16 protein-coding genes are annotated in these 18,733 nt (G+C 68.8%); 3 read left to right on the top strand and 13 right to left on the bottom strand.

What is annotated here, in order from left to right; genetic code table 11:
• Positions 1-25: 25 nt before the first annotated feature.
• The 3 genes from AC0685_RS01335 to glf are packed head-to-tail and all read right to left on the bottom strand — an operon-like array spanning position 26 to position 2,722.
• Positions 26-991, bottom strand: coding sequence for a decaprenyl-phosphate phosphoribosyltransferase (locus AC0685_RS01335; RefSeq protein WP_478223737.1), 966 nt, complete (start codon positions 989-991; stop codon positions 26-28).
• Positions 988-1,503, bottom strand: a complete 516-nt coding sequence (locus AC0685_RS01340; RefSeq protein ID WP_478223738.1) for a phosphatase PAP2 family protein — start codon at positions 1,501-1,503, stop codon at positions 988-990. The genes AC0685_RS01335 and AC0685_RS01340 overlap by 4 nt, the downstream gene beginning before the upstream one ends.
• The gene (gene glf / locus AC0685_RS01345) at positions 1,496-2,722 is read right to left on the bottom strand and encodes a UDP-galactopyranose mutase (protein ID WP_125686658.1); all 1,227 of its coding nucleotides are present in this window, start codon (positions 2,720-2,722) and stop codon (positions 1,496-1,498) included. Before glf ends, AC0685_RS01340 begins: the two co-directional genes overlap by 8 nt.
• A gap of 81 nt (positions 2,723-2,803) precedes the next feature.
• Here glf and AC0685_RS01350 point away from each other — a divergent pair, with 81 nt between their 5' ends.
• Complete coding sequence (locus AC0685_RS01350) at positions 2,804-4,813, top strand: DUF6541 family protein (RefSeq protein WP_478223739.1); 2,010 nt, start codon at positions 2,804-2,806, stop codon at positions 4,811-4,813.
• A 281-nt stretch (positions 4,814-5,094) separates the two neighbouring features.
• On the opposite strand, the gene AC0685_RS01355 is transcribed toward AC0685_RS01350, so the two are convergent.
• Positions 5,095-5,988 carry an LLM class flavin-dependent oxidoreductase gene (locus tag AC0685_RS01355; RefSeq protein ID WP_478223740.1) on the bottom strand — a complete coding sequence of 298 codons (894 nt, stop codon included), beginning with the start codon at positions 5,986-5,988 and terminating at the stop codon, positions 5,095-5,097.
• Between the two features lie 136 nt (positions 5,989-6,124).
• Here AC0685_RS01355 and AC0685_RS01360 point away from each other — a divergent pair, with 136 nt between their 5' ends.
• Positions 6,125-6,925 (top strand): HAD family hydrolase, encoded by an 801-nt coding sequence (locus AC0685_RS01360; RefSeq protein WP_478224432.1) that lies wholly within the window; start codon positions 6,125-6,127, stop codon positions 6,923-6,925.
• Positions 6,926-7,005: 80 nt separating this feature from the next.
• Here AC0685_RS01360 and AC0685_RS01365 read toward each other — a convergent pair whose 3' ends face one another.
• The 3 genes from AC0685_RS01365 to AC0685_RS01375 are packed head-to-tail and all read right to left on the bottom strand — an operon-like array spanning position 7,006 to position 10,846.
• The gene (locus tag AC0685_RS01365; RefSeq protein WP_478223741.1) at positions 7,006-7,740 is read right to left on the bottom strand and encodes a lysophospholipid acyltransferase family protein; all 735 of its coding nucleotides are present in this window, start codon (positions 7,738-7,740) and stop codon (positions 7,006-7,008) included.
• A gap of 53 nt (positions 7,741-7,793) precedes the next feature.
• Positions 7,794-9,239, bottom strand: a complete 1,446-nt coding sequence (gene wsfD, locus AC0685_RS01370) for a glycan biosynthesis hexose transferase WsfD (protein WP_478223742.1) — start codon at positions 9,237-9,239, stop codon at positions 7,794-7,796.
• Entirely contained in the window at positions 9,236-10,846 is a 1,611-nt protein-coding gene (locus AC0685_RS01375; protein ID WP_478223743.1) for a hypothetical protein, read from the bottom strand. The genes wsfD and AC0685_RS01375 overlap by 4 nt, the downstream gene beginning before the upstream one ends.
• Before the next feature lie 260 nt (positions 10,847-11,106).
• Between AC0685_RS01375 and AC0685_RS01380 the strand changes: the two genes are divergently transcribed.
• A complete protein-coding gene (locus AC0685_RS01380) occupies positions 11,107-13,044 on the top strand; it encodes a DUF6541 family protein (RefSeq protein WP_478223744.1) in 1,938 nt (645 codons plus the stop codon).
• Positions 13,045-13,066: 22 nt separating this feature from the next.
• On the opposite strand, the gene AC0685_RS01385 is transcribed toward AC0685_RS01380, so the two are convergent.
• From AC0685_RS01385 to AC0685_RS01410, 6 genes are read right to left on the bottom strand one after another with little or no spacing between them, the layout of a single operon-like run.
• Entirely contained in the window at positions 13,067-14,041 is a 975-nt protein-coding gene (locus AC0685_RS01385; protein ID WP_478223745.1) for a lysylphosphatidylglycerol synthase transmembrane domain-containing protein, read from the bottom strand.
• 34 nt (positions 14,042-14,075) lie between these two features.
• Positions 14,076-15,317, bottom strand: a complete 1,242-nt coding sequence (locus AC0685_RS01390) for an acyl-CoA reductase (RefSeq protein WP_478223746.1) — start codon at positions 15,315-15,317, stop codon at positions 14,076-14,078.
• Positions 15,314-16,366, bottom strand: a complete 1,053-nt coding sequence (locus AC0685_RS01395) for a LuxE/PaaK family acyltransferase (protein ID WP_478223747.1) — start codon at positions 16,364-16,366, stop codon at positions 15,314-15,316. Before AC0685_RS01395 ends, AC0685_RS01390 begins: the two co-directional genes overlap by 4 nt.
• Positions 16,363-17,760: an AMP-binding protein gene (locus AC0685_RS01400; protein WP_478223748.1), complete on the bottom strand. Its 1,398-nt coding sequence runs from the start codon at positions 17,758-17,760 to the stop codon at positions 16,363-16,365. Before AC0685_RS01400 ends, AC0685_RS01395 begins: the two co-directional genes overlap by 4 nt.
• The gene (locus tag AC0685_RS01405; RefSeq protein ID WP_478223749.1) at positions 17,760-18,485 is read right to left on the bottom strand and encodes an SDR family NAD(P)-dependent oxidoreductase; all 726 of its coding nucleotides are present in this window, start codon (positions 18,483-18,485) and stop codon (positions 17,760-17,762) included. The genes AC0685_RS01400 and AC0685_RS01405 overlap by 1 nt, the downstream gene beginning before the upstream one ends.
• Positions 18,485-18,724, bottom strand: coding sequence for an acyl carrier protein (locus AC0685_RS01410; protein ID WP_005149592.1), 240 nt, complete (start codon positions 18,722-18,724; stop codon positions 18,485-18,487). The genes AC0685_RS01405 and AC0685_RS01410 overlap by 1 nt, the downstream gene beginning before the upstream one ends.
• Positions 18,725-18,733: the final 9 nt, after the last annotated feature.

Genomic DNA, 18,733 nt, shown 5'->3' on the forward strand with positions numbered 1-18,733 from the left:
GGATGCGCTGTGTCCGAGCTGTCGATCAGAGATAGAACGACAGGAACAGCGTGATGACCCAGCTCGCGCCGAGCACCTGGAGCACGCGGTCCTTGAGCGCGATCTCCTCCGGCTCGCCCGCGTTGCCGCCGTCGACGTCGACGGCGTAGCGCAGGACGGCGACCACGAACGGGACCATCGAGACGACCGCCCAGACCGAGTCGTGCTCGACCTGGCGGATCTCGAACGCCCACAGGCAGTACGACATGATCAGGATCGCCGCGGACGTCGCCCAGACGAACCGCAGGTAGCTCGCCGAGTACTTCTTGAGCGAAGACCGGATCTTCGCGCCCGTGCGCTCGAAGAGCATGATCTCGGCGTAGCGCTTGCCCGCCACCATGAACAGCGAGCCGAACGCCGTGACCAGCAGGAACCACTGCGAAAGCGCGATACCCGCGGCGACACCACCGGCGATCGACCGCATCAGGAAGCCCGAGCCGACGATGGCCAGGTCGACCACGGGCTGGTGCTTGAGCCCGAAGCAGTAGCCGAGCTGGACGGCCTCGTAGACCGCCAGCACGACCGCGAGCTGCCAGCTGGCGAAGAACGAGATGCCGAGACCGGCGGCGAAGAACACGCCCGCCGCGACGAAGGCCACCGGCACCGGCACGATCCCGGCCGCGATCGGCCGGTTCCGCTTGGTCGGGTGGGCCTTGTCCGCCTCGACGTCGATCGCGTCGTTGATGAGATAGACCGAGGAGGCCACCAGCGAGAACGCCGCGAAGGCGATCAGCGCGGCGATCAGCAGGCCGGTCCGGTCCGTCGACTTCGAAAAGGCGAAGAACGGTGCGGCGAACACCAGCACGTTCTTCACCCACTGGCGCGGGCGTGCCGTCTTGATGATGCCGCCGACGAGACCGCCGGCGACCTTCTTCGGTTCGGCGGCCTCTGTCGCGGCCACGGGTTCTACGTCGTCAGGCTTGGAATCGGCCTTCTCGGTCGTTTCACTCATCGTCGCTTCAGCTTCCTACGTATCAGGCCGCCGACTACGCCCCCTAGGGCCGCTCCGGCCAGAACGTCGGTCGGGTAGTGGACGCCGAGCACGAGCCGGGAGGCCAGCATCGGCGGTACCAGGGCCGGGACCAGGTTACGCCCGGTCAATCCGGAGTAGAGCACCGCCGCCGCCGTAGTCGAGGTCGCGTGCGAGGACGGGAAGCTCAGCTTGCTCGGCGTGGAGACCAGGACCTCCACGCTCGGGTGGTCCGGGCGGGGCCGCCTGACCACGCGTTTCACCGCGATGGACGCGGCGTGCGCGCCGACGACGCCCGCCGCCGCGACCAGCCAGTCCTTGCGGCGCTTCTTGTCGACCGCCGCCCCGACGAGCCCCAGCGCGAACCATCCCGCACTGTGCTCGCCGAAGTGCGAAAGACCGCGTGCCGCCTTCACCGTGACGTCGCTCTTCAGGACGCCCTGAGCCTTAGCGAGAACAGCCACCTCGCCGGTGGGAGCGCCCCTCTCAAGCATCGAGGGACCCGTCCAGAGGCGCGCCATCGGTCAGGTGCGGCGCGATCTTGTTGTCGAACACGGACAGCGCCGAGCCGATGGCCATGTGCATGTCGAGGTACTTGTAGGTACCGAGACGGCCGCCGAACAGCACGTTCTTGTTCTTGGCCTCGGCCTTCGCCAGCTCGCGGTAGGCCTCGAGCTTCTCGCGGTTCTCCGGGGTGTTGATCGGGTAGTACGGCTCGTCGGCCTCGCCGGCGAAGCGGGAGTACTCGCGGAACACGACCGTCTTGTCGTTCGGGTAGTGCTTGCGCTCCGGGTGGAAGTGCCGGAACTCGATGATCCGGGTGTAGGGCACTTCTTCGTCGTTGTAGTTGACGACCGAGGCTCCCTGGAAGTCACCCGTCTCGACGACCTCGGATTCGAAGTCCACGGTGCGCCAGGTGAAGCGGCCCGCGGAGTAGTCGAAGTAGCGGTCCAGCGGCCCGGTGTAGACGGTCGGGGTGCCGGCGGGGATGTGCTCGCGGACGTCGAAGTAGTCGACGTTCAGCCGCACCTCGATGTTCTCGTGCTCCGCCATCTTCTCGAGCCACGCGGTGTAGCCGTTGACCGGCAGACCCTCGTAGGTGTCGTTGAAGTAGCGGTTGTCGAAGGTGTAGCGGACCGGGAGCCGGGTGATGATGTCGGCGCCGAGGTTCTTCGGGTCGTTCTCCCACTGCTTGGCCGTGTAGCCGCGGATGAACGCCTCGTAGAGCGGACGGCCGATCAGCGAGATCGCCTTCTCTTCGAGGTTCTGCGCGTTCGCGGTCTCGAACTCCGACGCCTGCTTGGCGATCAGCTCGCGGGCCTCGTCCGGCGTGTGCGACTTGCCGAAGAACTGGTTGATCAGCGCCAGGTTCATCGGCAGCGGGTAGACCTGACCCTGGTACTTGCCGAACACGCGGTGCTGGTAGTTCGTGAACTCGGTGAAGCGGTTGACGTACTCCCACACACGCTTGTTGGAGGTGTGGAACAGGTGCGCACCGTAACGGTGCACCTCGATCCCGGTCTCGGGCTCGGCCTCGGAGTAGGCGTTGCCACCGATGTGGTGACGCCGTTCCAGCACGAGGACCTTCTTGCCGAGCTCGGCCGCGGCCCGTTCGGCGACGGTCAGCCCGAAGAATCCGGACCCGACCACGATGAGGTCGTAGCCGGTGAAATCGGCTTCAGTAATCTTGTCGGGGTTCGTGTGCGCGCTCACGGGCGTCGAGGGTACGCACGTCGACTCCGTGCCCTGCAGCGAGCACCGGTTTTCACCTTCGACAGACACATTTAGGAAGCAGTGCCTACTCCGGACACCTTCTGGTCGTATTTCGGTGCGACCCTCACCTACCTGGCCGTCCTCGCGGTCCCCGGCGGGCTCGTCGGCCGGGCCGCCGGCCTGCGTGGCTGGGCCCTGGCGGGGCTGGCTCCGCTGCTGTCCTACACGGTAACCGGACTGGCCGGTCCGTGGCTGGCACTCGCGGGCGTGTCGTACAACCCCCTGACCGTGGCGGCCGTCACGGCCGTGCTCGCCGGGATCGGCTTCAGCCTGCGCAAGCTGGGACAGAGCCGCGGCTGGATCAAGCCGGGCGCCGAGGAGCCGCCGAAGAAGTGGCACCCGCGCGCGCACTACGCCGTCGCGGCCTGCGTCGCGCTGGCCGTGGGGATCTCGATCCTCGTGGTGCTCTCGGCCCGCGGCGGGACGACGGCGGTGTTCCAGCGCTGGGACACCGTGTTCCACGCGAACGGCATCCGCTACATCGCCGAGACCGGCGACGGCTCCCTGACCGGCATGGGCACCATCAACTGGTACCCGGACGGCTCGTTCTATCCGAACGCGTATCACCTGGTCGGCTCGCTCGTGTACTCGATCTCGGGTACGACGATCCCGGTCACGCTGAACGCCATCACGATGCCGGTGGCCGGCGTCTTCGCGCTGTCGATGGTCGCGCTGATCCGCCAGCTCGGCGGGCGGGCGGTGTTCGCGGGCTGCACGGCGCTGGTGGCCGCGGCGGCCACCACCGGCGCGTACGAGTCGGTGTCCAGCGGGCTGCTGCCGTTCGCGCTGGGGATCGTGCTGACGCCGCTGGCCGTCGTCGCGCTGGCCCGGTTCCTCGCGCGGCCCGGCCTCGACACCGGCTACGTGCTCGCGCTGACCGCGGTCGGGCTGCTGGCCGCGCACTCGTCGGCGCTGTTCGGCGCGCTGCTGTTCGCCTTCCCGCTGGTGGTGCAGCGCTGGTACCGCGCGCTGCGGCACAAACCGCTCGACGGGGTGCCCGAAGGCCGTGGCGGCTGGCGGGTGATCGGCGGCGACGTCGTCAAGATGGTGCCGGTGATGGTGGGCAGCGGGTTGCTCGCGGCCCCGCATATTCTCGGCGCCCTGAAATTCACTTCGGGTTCATACCCTTATTACGCGTGGGGCTCCGACCTGCCGGTCGTGAAGTCGCTCGGGCTGCTGGTGACTTTCCGGCAGGTGCTGAGCGCCCCGCAGGTGTGGCTGACGGTACTGCTGGTGATCGGCGTGCTCAGCCTGTTCCGGCTCGGCCGGATGCGCTGGGTGGGTCTTTCGGCGATCGGTTTTTCGGCGCTGTTCGTGCTGGTCGCGTCGTTCGGCGCCGAACCGTGGGTGATCTCGCTCTCGCGGCCGTGGTGGAACGACCGGTACCGCCTGATGGCGCTCGCCGCGATCCCGCTGTGCCTGCTGGCCGGGCACGGGATGGCGGAGCTGCAGCGCTGGTTCGCGAAATGGGCGAGCGGGCGCTCGTGGGTGAAGAGCCGTCCCGCGCTGCCCGCCCGGCTGGGCCTGGCGACCGCCGTGTTCGTCGTGGCCGCTTCGGCCGTGCTGACCAAGGGTTTCTACACCGAGTCGAACGCGCACGCGGTGTCGTTCCTGTACTACAACGGGCCCGAGGGCGAGGTCACGCCGCCGGTCAGCGCCGACGAGCTCGCCGCGATGAACGAGCTGGCCAAGATGAACATCGGACCGGACGAGAAGGTGCTCAACGAGCGCTTCGACGGGACGGCCTGGCTGTACGCGATCACCGGTATCCACCCGGTCGCCGGGCACTACGACCCGGGCGTGCCGCCGCCGGACGCGAAGTACCTGGCGCTGCACTTCCGGGAGTACGACACCGACCCCGAGGTGCGGGCCGCGGTGCGGCGGCTGAACATCAAGCACGTGCTGATCGGGAGCACGCCGATCAAGATCGGCGAGCCGCCGGCGCCGGGGCTGCGGGATCTGGACGGGCTGGGCTTCCTGCGGAAGGACTTCTCCAACGCGGGGGCTTCGATCTACACACTGACCCGCTGACGGCTGCCCTTCACGAATGTCACGAAAGGGTCGTTCAGGACATCTTTTGTCCTGAACGACCCTTTCATGACATCCGGACCGGTGCCGGGGCGGAAAAGATAAAGGCTCGCGTGGTCGCGGACTGCCCCTGCCGCGACCACGCGAGCCTCAGTCCCCCATTCACCCCCGGGGTGACCCATGAGGGGCAGCCGTCGCCGGCCGCGCCCACTCGCAGTACTTGTCTGTCAGACGACCATTAGGCGGAAGTGGTTTACCCGACCCGCCAACGTCACCCGATCGGCCTAAGAAGTTCTTCCCTGCAGTACCGGGAGTACGTCGCTCGCGACCTCTTCGAGAGTCGACTCACGGCCGACGTAGTGGTCCCCGGACCGCGGCCAGTGGGTGACGATGTCGGTGAATCCGAGCTCCCCGGCCCGCCCGGCGGCGTCGGTGAACGCGCCCACGCTGGAGAGCGAGAAGACCGGCGCCGAGTCGAGGCTCAGGAACCGCTGCACGCTCGCCTTGTCCCTGCCCACGACGTCGAGCCGCTCGTCGAAAATCTTCACGAGTTCCGCGACGCCCTTCCACCACTCGTCCTGGGTGTCCGCCTTGATGCCGGTGGTGGCCCAGCCCGCGCCGAACCGCGCGGCGAGCGTCATCGTGCGCGGACCGTTCGCGGCCACCAGGAACGGCAGCCGCGGCCGCTGCACGCAGCCCGGCTGGTTCCGCGCGCCCTTGGCCCGGTAGTACTCGCCCTCGAAGTCGAAGCCGTCGGTCATCAGCAGCCCGTCGAGCGCCTCGACGAACTCGGCGAAGCGGTCCGTGCGCTGTTTGACCGACAGTTCGGGGCCGTCGAGGACGACGGCGTCGTAGCTGGTGTTCGTGACCCCGGCGCCCGCGCCGAGGATGAAGCGGCCGTCGGAGATGTCGTCGAGGGTGGTCAGCTCGCGGGTGAACGGCACGGGGTGCCGCGCGACCGGTGAGGCGACGAAGGTGCCCAGTCTGATCCGCGACGTCACCATCGCGGCCGCCGTCAACGTCGGCATCGCACTGAACCACGGGCCGTCGACGAGATTCCGCCAGCCGAGGTGGTCGTACGTCCAAGCGTGGTCGAAGCCGTATTCCTCGGCGGCCCGCCATTTCGGCTCGGCCGCCCACCAACGATCTTCCGGAAGGATCACGATGCCTACGCGCACACCGCGAAAGTAACAGCGGAGCGAAGCTCCTCCGTCGAGGGTGGCGGAGGGGAGGAAGGCGGAGGTATTGGTCCAGACCGACACTTCGCCCGATGGGCGGATCTTCGGGGATGATGTGCCGGTGGAAAAGCCTCTCTTGATCGCCTCCGATGTCGACGGCACCCTGCTCGGCCCGTTGGAGGTCCTGTCCGAACGCACGATCGACGTCGTCCGGCGCGTCGCCGCGGCCGAAGTGCCGTTCGTGCTGGCCAGCGGCCGTCCGCCGCGCTGGATCGCGCCGATCGCGAACCCGCTGGGCCTCACCGGGTACGCGGTCTGCGCGAACGGCGCGGTGCTGTACGAGATCGGGACGGACCGGATCGCGGCGGTCCACGGCCTGCTGGAACCGCAGCTGCTGCACGACACGGTGAGTGCTCTTGATCACGCTCTCCCCGGCTGCCGGTTCGCCGCGGAGCGGGTCGGCGAGTCCGCGCTCGACCCCGAGATGCGCAACTTCGTGATCGAGCCGGACTACCACAATCCGTGGGGCAACCACGAGGGCACGGAGGCGCCGCGGGCCGAGGTGCTCGGGCATCCGGCGATCAAACTGCTGATCAGCAGGCGCGGGATGAACTCCGACGAGATGGCGCGGGCGGCACGCGAGGTGCTCGACGGCTCGGTCGACATCACCTACTCGACCAACACCGGCCTGATCGAGGTCGCCGCGCACGGCATCACGAAGGCGACCGGGCTGGCCGAGGTCGCCGAGCGGCTGGATGTCCCGCCCGAACGCGTGATCGCGTTCGGGGACATGCCGAACGACGTCGAGATGCTCGGCTGGGCCGGGCACGGCGTCGCGATGGCCAACGGGCACCGCTCTGTGCTGGACGTCGCCGACGAGATCACCGCGCCGAACTCGGAGGACGGTGTCGCGCAGGTGCTCGAACGCTGGTTCTAGGAAGTGATCGGTCACCGTGGTCGTGAGTGGCGTTTCGGGTTCTGACCCGAAACGCCACTCACGACCCACGGCAAGGCGGTCTAGCGGCCTTCGCGATCGAGTTTCGCGGCCTCTTCCGGCGTCGGCGCGGTGCCGCCGAGGTGCGCGGGCAGCCACCAGCGCTCGTCGTCGGACGACGGCTTCTCCGGGTAGCCGGCCTGGACGCGGTCCACGAGCGCCGACATCCGCACGCGAAGGTCCTTCGAGAGGACTTCGGCGTCCTCGTCGGCCTTCGGGTGCATCGGCTCGCCGACGAGGATCGAGATCGGGACGTGGCGTCTGGTGAGGTCCTTCGGGCGCCCCTTGGTCCACAGCCGCTGCGTGCCCCACAGCGCCATCGGCACGACCGGGACACCCGCCTCGGCGGCCATCCGGACCGCGCCGGACTTGATGTCCTTCACGGTGAACGACCGGCTGATCGTGGCCTCGGGGAACACGCCGACGACCTCTCCGGCCTTCAAGCGCTCGACGGCTTCGCGGTACGAAGCGAGACCCGCGCCGCGATCGACGGAGATGTGGTGCATACCGCGCATGAGCGGCCCGGCCACACGGTTGCTGAAGATCTCCTTCTTCGCCATGAACCTGACCAGGCGCTTCGCGGGCTGCGCGCCGAGCCCGCAGAAGATGAAGTCCAAGTAGCTCACGTGGTTGCAGGCGATGACCGCCCCGCCCGTCGACGGGATGTGCTCGGTCCCCTCCACCCGGATGCGGTTGTCCAGCACCCGGAACATCAACTTCGCCGCCATGATGACGGGCGGGTAAACGAGCTCAGCCATTCGTTCAGGTTACGCTACCGTAGGGTAACCAACCTACGGTAGCGTAGGTCACATCACTCCGAGCGTTCCTGCCGCGCGAAGGTCACCAGTGCCAGAGCGACGCCGAGCACCGTGCAGTACAGCGCGATCACCTGATGCTTGACGTTCTCCAAGCCGTCGCCCAGCGCGGCCAGGACGAACTGCCCGGCGGCGACGGCGAGCAGGAGGCCCAGCGCGACACCCAGCGCGGCGCGCCGGGTCTTCCAGCCACGCCAGGCGATCAGGGCCCATATCGGCAGCAGGGCGAAGAAACCCAGCGGTGCCAGCAGTTTCGTCACGGTCGAAACGATCGGGACGCGGTATTCCTGCGCCTCCGGGGCGAAGCCGGCCGAACGGTCGAAACTGCCGAGGTAGGGCGGCCGCGCGGTGAGCAGATCGCCCGCCGCGCGATCCAGGATCTCGACGGTGCGCCAGGGGTGCGTCGCGAAGTAGCCGACGACGTTGCGCCTGCTGATCTGTTCGCGGTACTTCGGGTACTCGGGATCCTGCGTCGCGGGCTTCGGATGCCACCAGCCGTTGCCCGCGTACTGGCCGAACGAGGCGGGCAGCCCCAGCGCGGCGAGATCGGCCCCGGTGTCGTGCCGACCGTCCACAATGGTCAGGAAGATCGTATTGAACATGTTGATCTCCCGCGAATCGTCGCCCGGCCGCGCGGCGAGCGAGCCGTCGGGCAGCTTCGCCGGTTCGACGGTCTGCTGCGCGTAGGCCGTGCCCCCGGCGAGCGCGCCGATGACGAACACCACGGGAAGCCAGCGCTTCAGGCCGCGGACTCCCGCCGGACGGACGAGCAGCGCGGCCAGCGCGAGCAACGGCAGGATCATCAGCGTCTGGACCTTGGCGTTCACCGCGATCAGGCCGCCGAAGAGCAGCACGGCGAGACCCGCGTAGCGCCACCAGCCAGGCCGCGCGGCGACCAGCAAGCCGCCGACGGCGAGCAGGAGGCCGAGAAAGGCGGCCCCCTCGCCGAGCACCGAGGCGAAGTAGCCGAAGAACGCGGAGTCCGCGACGACCAGCAGCAGTCCCACGGCCGCGAAACCGCGGACACGGCGCGAATACGGCAGTCCGGCGACGATCAGCGCGACCGCCGCGGCGGCGAGGACGCTGGTGAGCACGCCGAGGACGACCAGACTGAGCGTCGATTCGAGGCCGAGCAACCCGCCGATCGACCGTGCGATCCGCGCGAACCAGCTCTGGGTCAGGAGATAGGTGGCGTCGCATTCGCCTGCCGGGACGGTGTAGGCGAGGTGGACGAATCCCTCCGGTTCACCCTTCCACGGGATGCCCGCGCCGCAGAGCACGCGGAAACCGTCGCCGTTGTCGGACATCGCGATCGGCCGCGGCACGAGGAAGCGGACCAGGAGCACGGTGAGCGCGGCGGCGAACACACCGAGGCCGAACAGGCGCGAACGAGCCTCGAGCGCTGCCGGTCTGCTGGGGGAAACGCGTTCGTCGACACTCACGAGAGGCACGGTACGTGGCGGAAATCGGGCGAGCGGTCGAGGGCCGACGTGACCGCCCGCTCGACGTCCGCCCGGATGAAGACGGTGATCCACGACGAGGTTCCTTCGCGCGCGAAGGTCGCGACGCGGTACCTCGCCGCGTACGCCGGGTCGATCACGCAGGTCTGCTTCGCCGAGTAGCCACTGTCGGTGATGACGGCGATCGTCGGACGCCGCCGGGAGACGACGGCCTCGCCCGCTTCCTCGGTCTGGCCCCGGACGCCGACGATCTGCAGTTGCGTCCCGGCGTGGTACGAGAGCACGCCGGGCGCGGAGGTGCTCACGACCGAACCGGGCGGCAGATAGGCGTCGAGCCAGCGGCCGATCTCCTCCATCTGCGCGCCGTGGTCGTGCCAGGCGCGCACGCGGGCGAGCATCTCCGGGCTGAACACCGACACCAGCACCGCGAGCCCGGACAACGCCACCGCGGCGGCGGGCATCAGCCGCTGGACCGGCGGACGCGGCCGCGGGCTCGGCTTCGCGCCCGAGACGAGCACGCCGTAGATCGACACCGCCGCCATCGACAGCAGCGGCGGGATCGGCGCCAGCAGTCGCCAGGCGGGCCCGGCGTCGCCGCCGAAGAAGACCACGAAAGCGGTGAGCGCGACGGCGGTGGCCAGCATCAGCCAGGTCAGCGACCTGGCCTCGGCCTCGTGCGGCGTCCGGCCGGTGCGGCGCAGTGGCAGGGCCACCACCGAGATCAGGCCGAGCAGCAGGAATCCCTGGTGGACCAGCGAGAAACCCGACAGATACCGCCACCCGCCGTCGATCCGGGCGGCGAGGTCGAGGTCGAAGGGGATGATGACCGACGTCGGCAGGACATGGTCGTAGTAGGTCACCCGCCAGGCGATCCACGGCGCCGCGAAGACGAACCCGCCGAGCAGCGACCCCACCGGCGACCACCAGGTGTAGCGGCCGCGCAGGGCCGCGACGACCAGCCAGATCCCGACCAGCACAGCGAGCAGGAACCCCGCTGGGCGCGTCATCATCGCGAAGGCGACGAGCACACCCGCGACCACCGGCCGCCGGGCCGCGAGCGCGGCGAAGACACCGAACACGAGCAGCACGAACAACGGCGTCTCGGTACCCGATCCGCCGTACGCGGCGAGGCCTCCGGCGCCCGCGACCAGTACCGCGGCGGCCACGCCATAGGCAGGGCGCGCCTCACCGGCCGCCCGCGCGACCACGCGGTTCACCGTCACGTGGGCGAGCAGGACCGCGCCGAGCGTGGCGAGAACGCCGAGAACGATCGCGGAATTCTCGATGTCGGCCCCGAAAGCGGCCTTCGGCAACGCGATCACGATCATCCAGAGGAAATTCGCGTAACCCTCGATCCGCTCGCCGGGGTTGAACACCGGGCCATTGCCGTCGGCGATGTTCTGGGCGTAACGGAAAGTGATGTACGCGTCCTCCGAGATGGTCGAAAACATCAACTGGTGCACCAGGGAGAAAACGAGGGTCAGCATCAGCGCGACGGCGCGCCACGCCTTGTCCGCGCCGATTCTGGCCCAGGCCACCAGGACGAAGACCGCGACCACGAACCAGGCGACGACAAGCGCGATCACCACCTGATCCCCCACCCTCCCGGGCCGGCCACTCCCCTGACGAAAGACTACGGTCAAGTATCGATCACCGCGCCGGTGTGTTTCTTTCGGCGCAGTCATTTGACACGAATGGTCCAGCAAGTGTGCACAAAGTAGGCAACGGCCCACCGTTTTGCCCGTCAGGATGTGACTCCTTCGGGTAACGGTCCCCGGCGGTTAATCTGGCTTCCCATTCCGTTCCGCACCTCGGGGGTTCTGTGCGGATTCCCCACCCGAGGTAGCCCGTGCCCACCCAGACCTCCCTGTCCGCCGACGTCGTCACGCTGTGCGTCGCGCTGCTCGTCATCGGCCTCCCCGGTCTGCTCACCGGGCTCGCCGCCGGCCTGCGCGGCTGGGTGCTCGCGGGGATGACGCCGTTGCTGAGTTACGCCATCGGTGGCCTCGCCGGGCCGTGGGCGGCCGCGCTCGGACTCCCGTTCAACCCGGTGACGTACGCGGTGGCGACGGCCTTGTTCGCCGGACTCGCGTACGGCCTGCGGCGGCTCACCCTGCGCCGTTGGCCGCCCGAGCCCGACGAACCGCTGTGGGGACGGTCCGGTCATCTCGCGGTCGGGGCGTGCCTGCTGCTCGCGGCGGCCGTCGGGATGTACGCGGTGGTGCGCGGGATGGGCAGGCTGGACGCCATCCCGCAGGGGTTCGACGCCGTCTATCACGCCAACGGGGTCCGGCAGATCGCCGAAACCGGGGACGGCAGCCTGTTCGGCACCGGCGAGGTCAACTGGTACGGCGACGCGGCACCGGTGTTCTACCCGAACGCGTACCACCTGCTCGCGTCCGTGGTGTACCTGCTCAGCCCGGCGAGCATCCCGCTGACGCTGGACGTGAACACCGCGCTGCTGCCCGCGCTGCTGGCGTTGTCGCTGGTCACCATGGTGCGCGTGTTCCGGGGGCGCGCGGTGTTCGCGGGCGCGGCCGCCCTCGTCTCCATCGCGCCGGTGATGGGCCTGTACGAATCGATGAGCAGGGGACCTTTGCTCCCGTTCCTGCTCGGCCTGGCGCTGACCCCGCTGGCCGCCGTCGCGGTGAAGCGCTACCTCGACCGGCCCGCTCCCGACACCGGTTTCGTGCTGCTGGCCGCCGCTGTCGGGCTGCTGTGCGTGCACTCGTCCGCGTTGTTCGGCTCGATCCTGTTCGCCGGGCCGCTGCTGCTGCAACGCTGGATCGCGCCGGGCGAACAGTGGCGGCGGATCGGCCGGGACCTGCGCGCGCTGGCGATCGTCGGAGTCGTCGCGATCCTGGTGGCGTGGTTGCAGCTGTTCGGCGCGATCGGGCTCGCGAACGGCGAGGTGCCCTACCGCAGCTGGCCGGTCGAATGGCGGGCGACGACGGCACTCGGCGCGCTGCTGGGCTTCCAGCACCATGAGCCGTATCCGCAGGTCTGGCTTTCGGCCGCGTTGCTGCTGGGCTTCATCTTCTTCTCGCGGCTGGGCGGGCTGCGCTGGATCGGCGTGACGGCGTTGATCACCGGGCTCGCCTACATCGCGGTGACGTCGTCCGAGCAGCCGCTCGTGCTGGCGCTGTCACGGCCGTGGTGGAACGACCCGTACCGGTTCATGTCGATGGCGGCGATCCCGCTGGCGATCATCGCGGCACACGGCCTCGCCGAAACGCAGGCGTGGCTCCGGGACAACGTGGCGCACCGGAAGGTGCCCGCGTTCGCCGTCGCGGTGGCGGTCTTCGGCGCGTTCGCCTTCCTGAGCAACGGTTTCTACGCGCCGTCCAACGCGGACAAGGTCGCGCCCGGCTACGCGAACACGCCCGGCGTCGACCCGCACAAGCTGCCGGTGAGCCCGGACGAGGTCGTCGCGATGGAGAAGCTCGCCGAGTTCGTGAAACCCGGCGAGCGCGCGCTGAACGACCGGCTGGACGGGACGGTGTGGACCTACGCGCTCTCCGGCGTCCGCACGACCTCCGGGCATTTCGACGAGACGCTGTCACCGTCGGACGCGCGGCTGCTGGAGTGGCATTTCCGCGAGTACCCGTCGAACGCCCAGGTGCGGGCGGCGGTGGCGCGGCTGAACGTGCGGTGGGTGATCCTCGGGCAATACGGCTACCCGACGGGTGCCCCGCGCCAGGCCGGGCTGCGCGATCTGGACGGGCTGAACTTCGTGACCGAGGTGTACCGCAACGCCGACGCCGTCATCTACCGGCTGAACCCCTGACGCGGCCCCCGCAATTAGTCGACTAATTGCGGGGGCTGGTCACGAGGCGGGCCGAGAGGGCGGCGCCGCCGGCGGTGATCAGGTCCGCGACGGTGAACATGACCCGGGAGGCGATGGCGAACGCCGTCGCCTGGACGACGGTGAGGCCCGACGCGGTCAGCACGGCGACCTGCGCGACCTCGCGGACGCCGACCCCGCTGGGCAGGATGAACGCGAACGTCCCGACGGTCATCGCGACGGCCATCGCGCCGACGCACAGCACGAACCCGCTGAACCCGGGCGTGCCGACGGAGTTCGCCAGCAGCCACAGGTGCACGCCCTGGAGCGCCCAGGCGGCGGTCGACGAGCCGAAGACCTTCCCGACGACCGACCAGCTCAGCCGGTGGTCCAGCGGCGGACGGCGCAGGATGCGCAGCACCAGCGACGTGCCCCAGGTGAGCACACGCGGGTGCAGCATCGCCAGGCCGACCGGGATCAGCACGAACAGCCACAGCGCCCGCGGGCTGTTGCTGAACACCGCGGGCGCCGCGAGCAGCGACACGACCAGCGCGGACACCACGCCGACGCCGAGCTGGATCAGCGAGCCGGTGAAGATCCGCGCCCTGGCGAGCCCGGCCTTGCGCCCCAGCTCCATCTGCAGCAGGTACGCCCACACCGAACCCGGCACGTACTTGCCGAGCGAGCCGACGAGGCAGATCTGCGCGCCGCGGGCGTAGCCGATCGGCTTGCCGAGGTCGTCGACCATGACCTGCCAGCCGTAGGTCGACACCATGATCGCGGCGATGAGCGCGAGCAGGCTCAAGGTGGAGGATTCCCACGCGACCTCGGACAAGGTCCGCCAGAATTCGCCCCAATTGGTGACCAAGGTCTTGGCCGCGAAACCGACGACCAGCAGGATGGCGACCCAGCGGACGACGTCGAGGATCTTCGCCTTCGTGGATTTCGGCTGTTTTAGAGCTACCGAAGTGTCCTCTTCGGGCGTTTCGACGGTCGTCACTGAACCTCCTCTGCTGCTACCTCGTCACCGCAGGTCAGGCCTGTACGGTCACCAAGCGGCTGAACTCGGTCAGCAGATCGTAGCCGTCCCAAATCGCGGAGAACGTCAGGGCCGAGCCGAACGGAACGACCCGGTCGACGCCGCGGCCCGCCAATTCCGTCACGAATTCCGCCAATTCTTCTTTGGTGAAGCCGAATTGACCGACGGTTTGATCTTTGCGGAGCACGATCGGGACGAGGTCGGAAAGCGTGTCGACCCGCGCGTTGGCGAAAGTGCCCGCGCCGAGCCATTCGCGCGGCAGGACTGCGGGGTCAGCCAGTTCGAGTGTCGCGATGCCGTTGCCCTGGAATTCGATGCCGTTGACGAGCCCGTCGACGGCCGCGCCGTACGCGGACACCCGCTTCTGCACGGCCATGGCGGGCTCGGTGACGTGCTGTTTCGTCGCCAGCACCTCGGCGAGCAGCTTCCGGAACTCCTGACCCGCTTCACGGGCGCCGTCTTCGTCGCCGACCCAGAACACCGCGCGCGGCGACGAGCAGGCGGCCTGGTCGAACCAGTACGAGTCGTTGTAGAAACCCTCGGCCGCCCCGCGGCGTTCGGCCTCGGAGGCGTTCTGCCAGCCGCGCACCGACGCGACCGCGAACGACGACCGGTCCGGGAAGGTCAGGTCACGCGCGTGCGGGGCGAGCGGGTACTTGCGCAGCGCGGCGACCGAGGCGTCGCCGCCCCAGATGACCCGCAGATCCGCGGCGACCGACAGCGCGCCGCTGATCGCGTCGCTGCGGTCGTAGGTGACCATGCGCTGCGTCGCGGTGATCGCGGCGGCCGTGTCGGCGTCTACTTCGGACAGTGCGGCGTTCAGTGCCTCCAGCACCGTTTCCGCCGCACCGGCCGAACGCGAAGACACCCGGACGACGTTGTGGTTACCCGCGAGCGCGGAAAGCGCCCACGAGTACACGAAGATCGTGTCGACGTTGGCGGGCGGCACGTGGAAGACGAGGCCGCGCGGGAAGCGCAGCGCGTCACCGGAAGTCTCCAAAGTGGACAGTGCTTTGGCGATTTCTCCCTTGCGCAGGAAGAAACCGAGCGACGCCAGCTCCGGGAAGCGGCGGGCCGTCGCGGGGGCGAGCAGCTTGCGCGCGAACTTCGTCAGGAACTCGACGACACGCGGATCACCCACGCGAAGCCGTCCGCCGACCGGCTCGGACCGAAGCTCTTCGACGAGCTTGTCGACCTCGATCGCGTCCGCGAGCGGAAAACGCTGGTTCAGGCTCATGCCGCCGCTCCCTGGAAGGTGTCCGAGCAACCGCGGGCCTCGGCCTTGGGCAGCCTGCCCATGACCGAGAAGTGCTTGCCCGGCCAGTCACCGTCGTCGATCCCGTTGTAGACACCGAGATCCTCGGTGAGCAGGACATGCCCGGGGTACGAGTGCGGCAGTGTGCTGACGACCTCGATCACGCCGGGCTCGCCGACCGGCTGCTCTTCCCAGGTCTCCGGGTTCCGGATCACCACATCGGCGAAATCGGGGCAGTACAACGAGTTCCCGGACGGTCCTTCGAGGAAAACGGTGCCGATCTGCTCGATCATCCCGTAGTAGTTGTGGATCCGGGTGAGCCCGGTGTCCTCTTTGAAGCGACGGCGGAACTCGGTGTTGTCCACCGCGCGGTCGATCAGCTTCTTCCAGCCGCCGGAGTGGATCAGGATCCCGTTCGACAAGTCCAGCTTGTGCTCACGCGCGACTTCGTAGAGGTACTGCCACACCATGAAGGTGAAGCCGAAGATCAGGAAGGGCTTGTCGCCGTACGTCGCCAGGAACGTCTTGACCGCCTCGACGTCCGGCTGGTCGTTCTCGTCGAGGACGTAGGTGTGCTTGCGGCCGAAGTTCGCCATGCCCAGCACGCCCGCGCCGCGTGCGGAGAACGAACGGCGGTTCTTGATGATGCCGATGGTGTCGACCATCAGCATCGGCAGCCGCTCGCCGCCGAGGACCTCCTGCAGCGTGGCGCCGAGCTGCTTGGTCTGCGCGCCCGCGGCGGCCTTGTCGAGGTAGATCCGCGACGCGCCCGCGCCGGTGGTACCCGACGAGGTCAGCGTCTTGAAGATCTCGGACTCGGGGATGCTGCGCAGGTCGTGCGTCTTGAACATCCGCACCGGCAGCCACGGCAGGTCCGCGATGGAGCCGAACGACGCGTCCCGCGCGATGCCGAGCGACGAAAGGATGCGCTCGTACCCCTCGGAGTTCTCGCGGTGGTGCGCGGTCAATTCGGCGAGCTGCGGAAGCAGATGCTTCTCGCGCTCAGCCTGTGAAAGCGTGAACACACTCATACCTGGGCCTCCAGCGACCGGTAGTCGATCTTTCCGCTGGCCAGCAGCGGCACGGTGTCGCATGCGCGGACGTCGAACCCGCTCGTGTGCAGGTGCAGCCGCTCGGACAGCGCCTTCGCGGCGTCCTTGCAGATGTCCTTGTCGGCGCCTTCGGCGAACAGGACGACCTTGTCCCCGGCCGGGACGGCGGCCACGACGTCGATCCCCACCGAGGCGGAACGCACGGCGTGCTCGAGATCATCCAGGCTGACGCGGTTGCCGAAGACCTTGCCGATCCGCTTGAGGCGGCCGGTGATGTAGAGGAACCCGTCCTCGTCGAGGTACCCGAGGTCGCCGGTGGCCAGGACGCCACCGTATTCGTCGCCCGCGGCCAGCCCCGCCTCGTCCTCGGCGTAGCCCATCATCACGTTGGGCCCGCGGTAGACGACCTCGCCGACGATCTTCGGATGCGTGGTCTCGGAACCGTCCTCGCGCCGGATCGCGAAGGAGCCGCCGGGCAGCGCGGGTCCGGCCGCGCCGAGCTTCTCCGCGAGCCGTTCCGCCGGGACGGTGGTCATCCGCGGGGCGGCCTCGGTTTGCCCGTACATCACGAACATCCGCCCGCCGACCTCGCGGATCCTGTCGTTGAACTGGGCGACCAGGTCGTCGCGGAGCTTGCCGCCCGCCTGAGTCAGCGTGCGCAGCGTCGGGTACTTCGCCGGGTCGAACTTCAGGCGCCGCAGCATCTCGTAGTGGTACGGCACGCCCGCGAGCGAGGTGACCTTGTGCTCGTTGACCGCGTCCCAGAACCCGCGACCGAGCACACCCGACGGCTCGATGACCACGGTCGCGCCGCGGACGAGGTGCGAGTTCAGCACCGACAGGCCGTAGCTGTAGTGCAACGGGAGGCTGGTCGGCGCGATCTCGTGGCGGTCGATGCCGAGCACCTCGGCGATCGCGTCGGCGTTGGCGAAGATCGCGCCGCGCGAGAGCCGGACCAGCTTCGGGTTGCCGGTGGAACCGCTGGTCGGCAACAGGACCGCGAGATGCGGATGCGGCTCGACGCCCTCGGTGGACTTCCGGACCCAGTGGCCGTCGGAAACGCCGTACCCCTCGGGTGCGGGCGCGTCCGGCGCGGACAGCACGGCGGCCGGGCGGAAACGCTCGATGAGCCCCGCGAGGACGTCGGCGTCCAGCGCCGGGTCGATCAGCGCGATCGCGCGGCCCGCCTCGAACGCGCCGAGGTAGTTCAGGACGCTTTCGAGGTCCACCGACATCCGCGCGAACAGCGCGCCCGGCGGCAGCAGCGACAACGCGGCACCCACGCGGGTGACCTCGGTGTCGAGTTCCTCGCCCTCGAGCGTCCTGCCGCTCGTGACGTCGATCAGTCGCGCACCCACACCCAAAAGGGTCATTACAGAACAAGTCCTCCGTCGATGCCCAGCACCTGCCCGGTGATGAACGAAGCGTCATCACTGACGAGGAACCGGATCGCGTTCGCCACGTCTTCGGGCGTGCCGAGCCGCCCGAGCGGGGTCTTGCCGATGTTCTCGGCCTTGGCGTCCTCGGTCAGGCCCGAGGTCAGGTCGGTGTCGATGACGCCGGGCGCCACCGCGTTGACCCGGATCCCGGAACGGCCGAGCTCCTTCGCGGCCGAACGCGCGATGTTCGCCACCGCCGCCTTCGAGGCCGCGTACACCGTCTGACCTGCGCTTCCATACTCACCGACGATCGAGGCCAGCACGACGATGGCACCGGTCTTCTTGCGCATCATCGCCCGGGCCGCGGCCTGGACGGTGTGCAGCGTGCCGGCGACGTTCGTGCTCAGCGTGGTGTCGACCAGTTCCTCGCGGATCATGCCGAGGAGCGCGTCCTCCATGATCCCGGCGTTGGCGACCACGATGTCGAGCTTGCCGTGCTCCTTGGCCACCCCGCGGACCAGCGTCGACACGGCCTTGGCGTCGGTGACGTCCAGGGCGAGCCCGCTCGCGGCCCCCGCCGCGGACGCCGCTTCCTTGGCCTTCGCCTCGTCGCGGCCGGTCAGCACGACGGTGGCGCCCGCCTCGGCGAGCGCCCGAGCGGTGGCCAGCCCGATGCCCCGGGTACCCCCGGTGACCAGGGCGACCTTTCCGTCCAGCATCACTTGGACTGGAGGTCGGTCACCATGTCGACGGCGACCTTGAAGCTGGACATGTCGATCACCTGGTCGGTGTCGAACTCCACATCGAACTCGTCCTCGATGGCCGCGACCAGCGCCATGTGACCGACCGAGTCCCAGGCCTCGATGTCGCGGTACTTCAGGTTCTCGACGTCGACCTCGCCGTCGAGGTCCAGCGCCTCGACGAAGACCTCACGCAGCTTGCCGGCGACTTCCGCCATGTCCGTACT

The organism is Amycolatopsis sp. NPDC043889 (assembly GCF_056435645.1).

Bases quoted from the DNA above. Each gene is read 5' to 3' on its own strand.
- AC0685_RS01335 (WP_478223737.1), bottom strand. From the start codon at position 991: ATGAGTGAAACGACCGAGAAGGCCGATTCCAAGCCTGACGACGTAGAA.
- AC0685_RS01340 (WP_478223738.1), bottom strand. From the start codon at position 1,503: ATGCTTGAGAGGGGCGCTCCCACCGGCGAGGTGGCTGTTCTCGCTAAG.
- AC0685_RS01365 (WP_478223741.1), bottom strand. From the start codon at position 7,740: ATGGCTGAGCTCGTTTACCCGCCCGTCATCATGGCGGCGAAGTTGATG.
- AC0685_RS01390 (WP_478223746.1), bottom strand. From the start codon at position 15,317: ATGAGCCTGAACCAGCGTTTTCCGCTCGCGGACGCGATCGAGGTCGAC.
- AC0685_RS01395 (WP_478223747.1), bottom strand. From the start codon at position 16,366: ATGAGTGTGTTCACGCTTTCACAGGCTGAGCGCGAGAAGCATCTGCTT.
- AC0685_RS01400 (WP_478223748.1), bottom strand. From the start codon at position 17,760: ATGACCCTTTTGGGTGTGGGTGCGCGACTGATCGACGTCACGAGCGGC.
- AC0685_RS01405 (WP_478223749.1), bottom strand. From the start codon at position 18,485: ATGCTGGACGGAAAGGTCGCCCTGGTCACCGGGGGTACCCGGGGCATC.
- AC0685_RS01410 (WP_005149592.1), bottom strand. From the start codon at position 18,724: ATGGCGGAAGTCGCCGGCAAGCTGCGTGAGGTCTTCGTCGAGGCGCTG.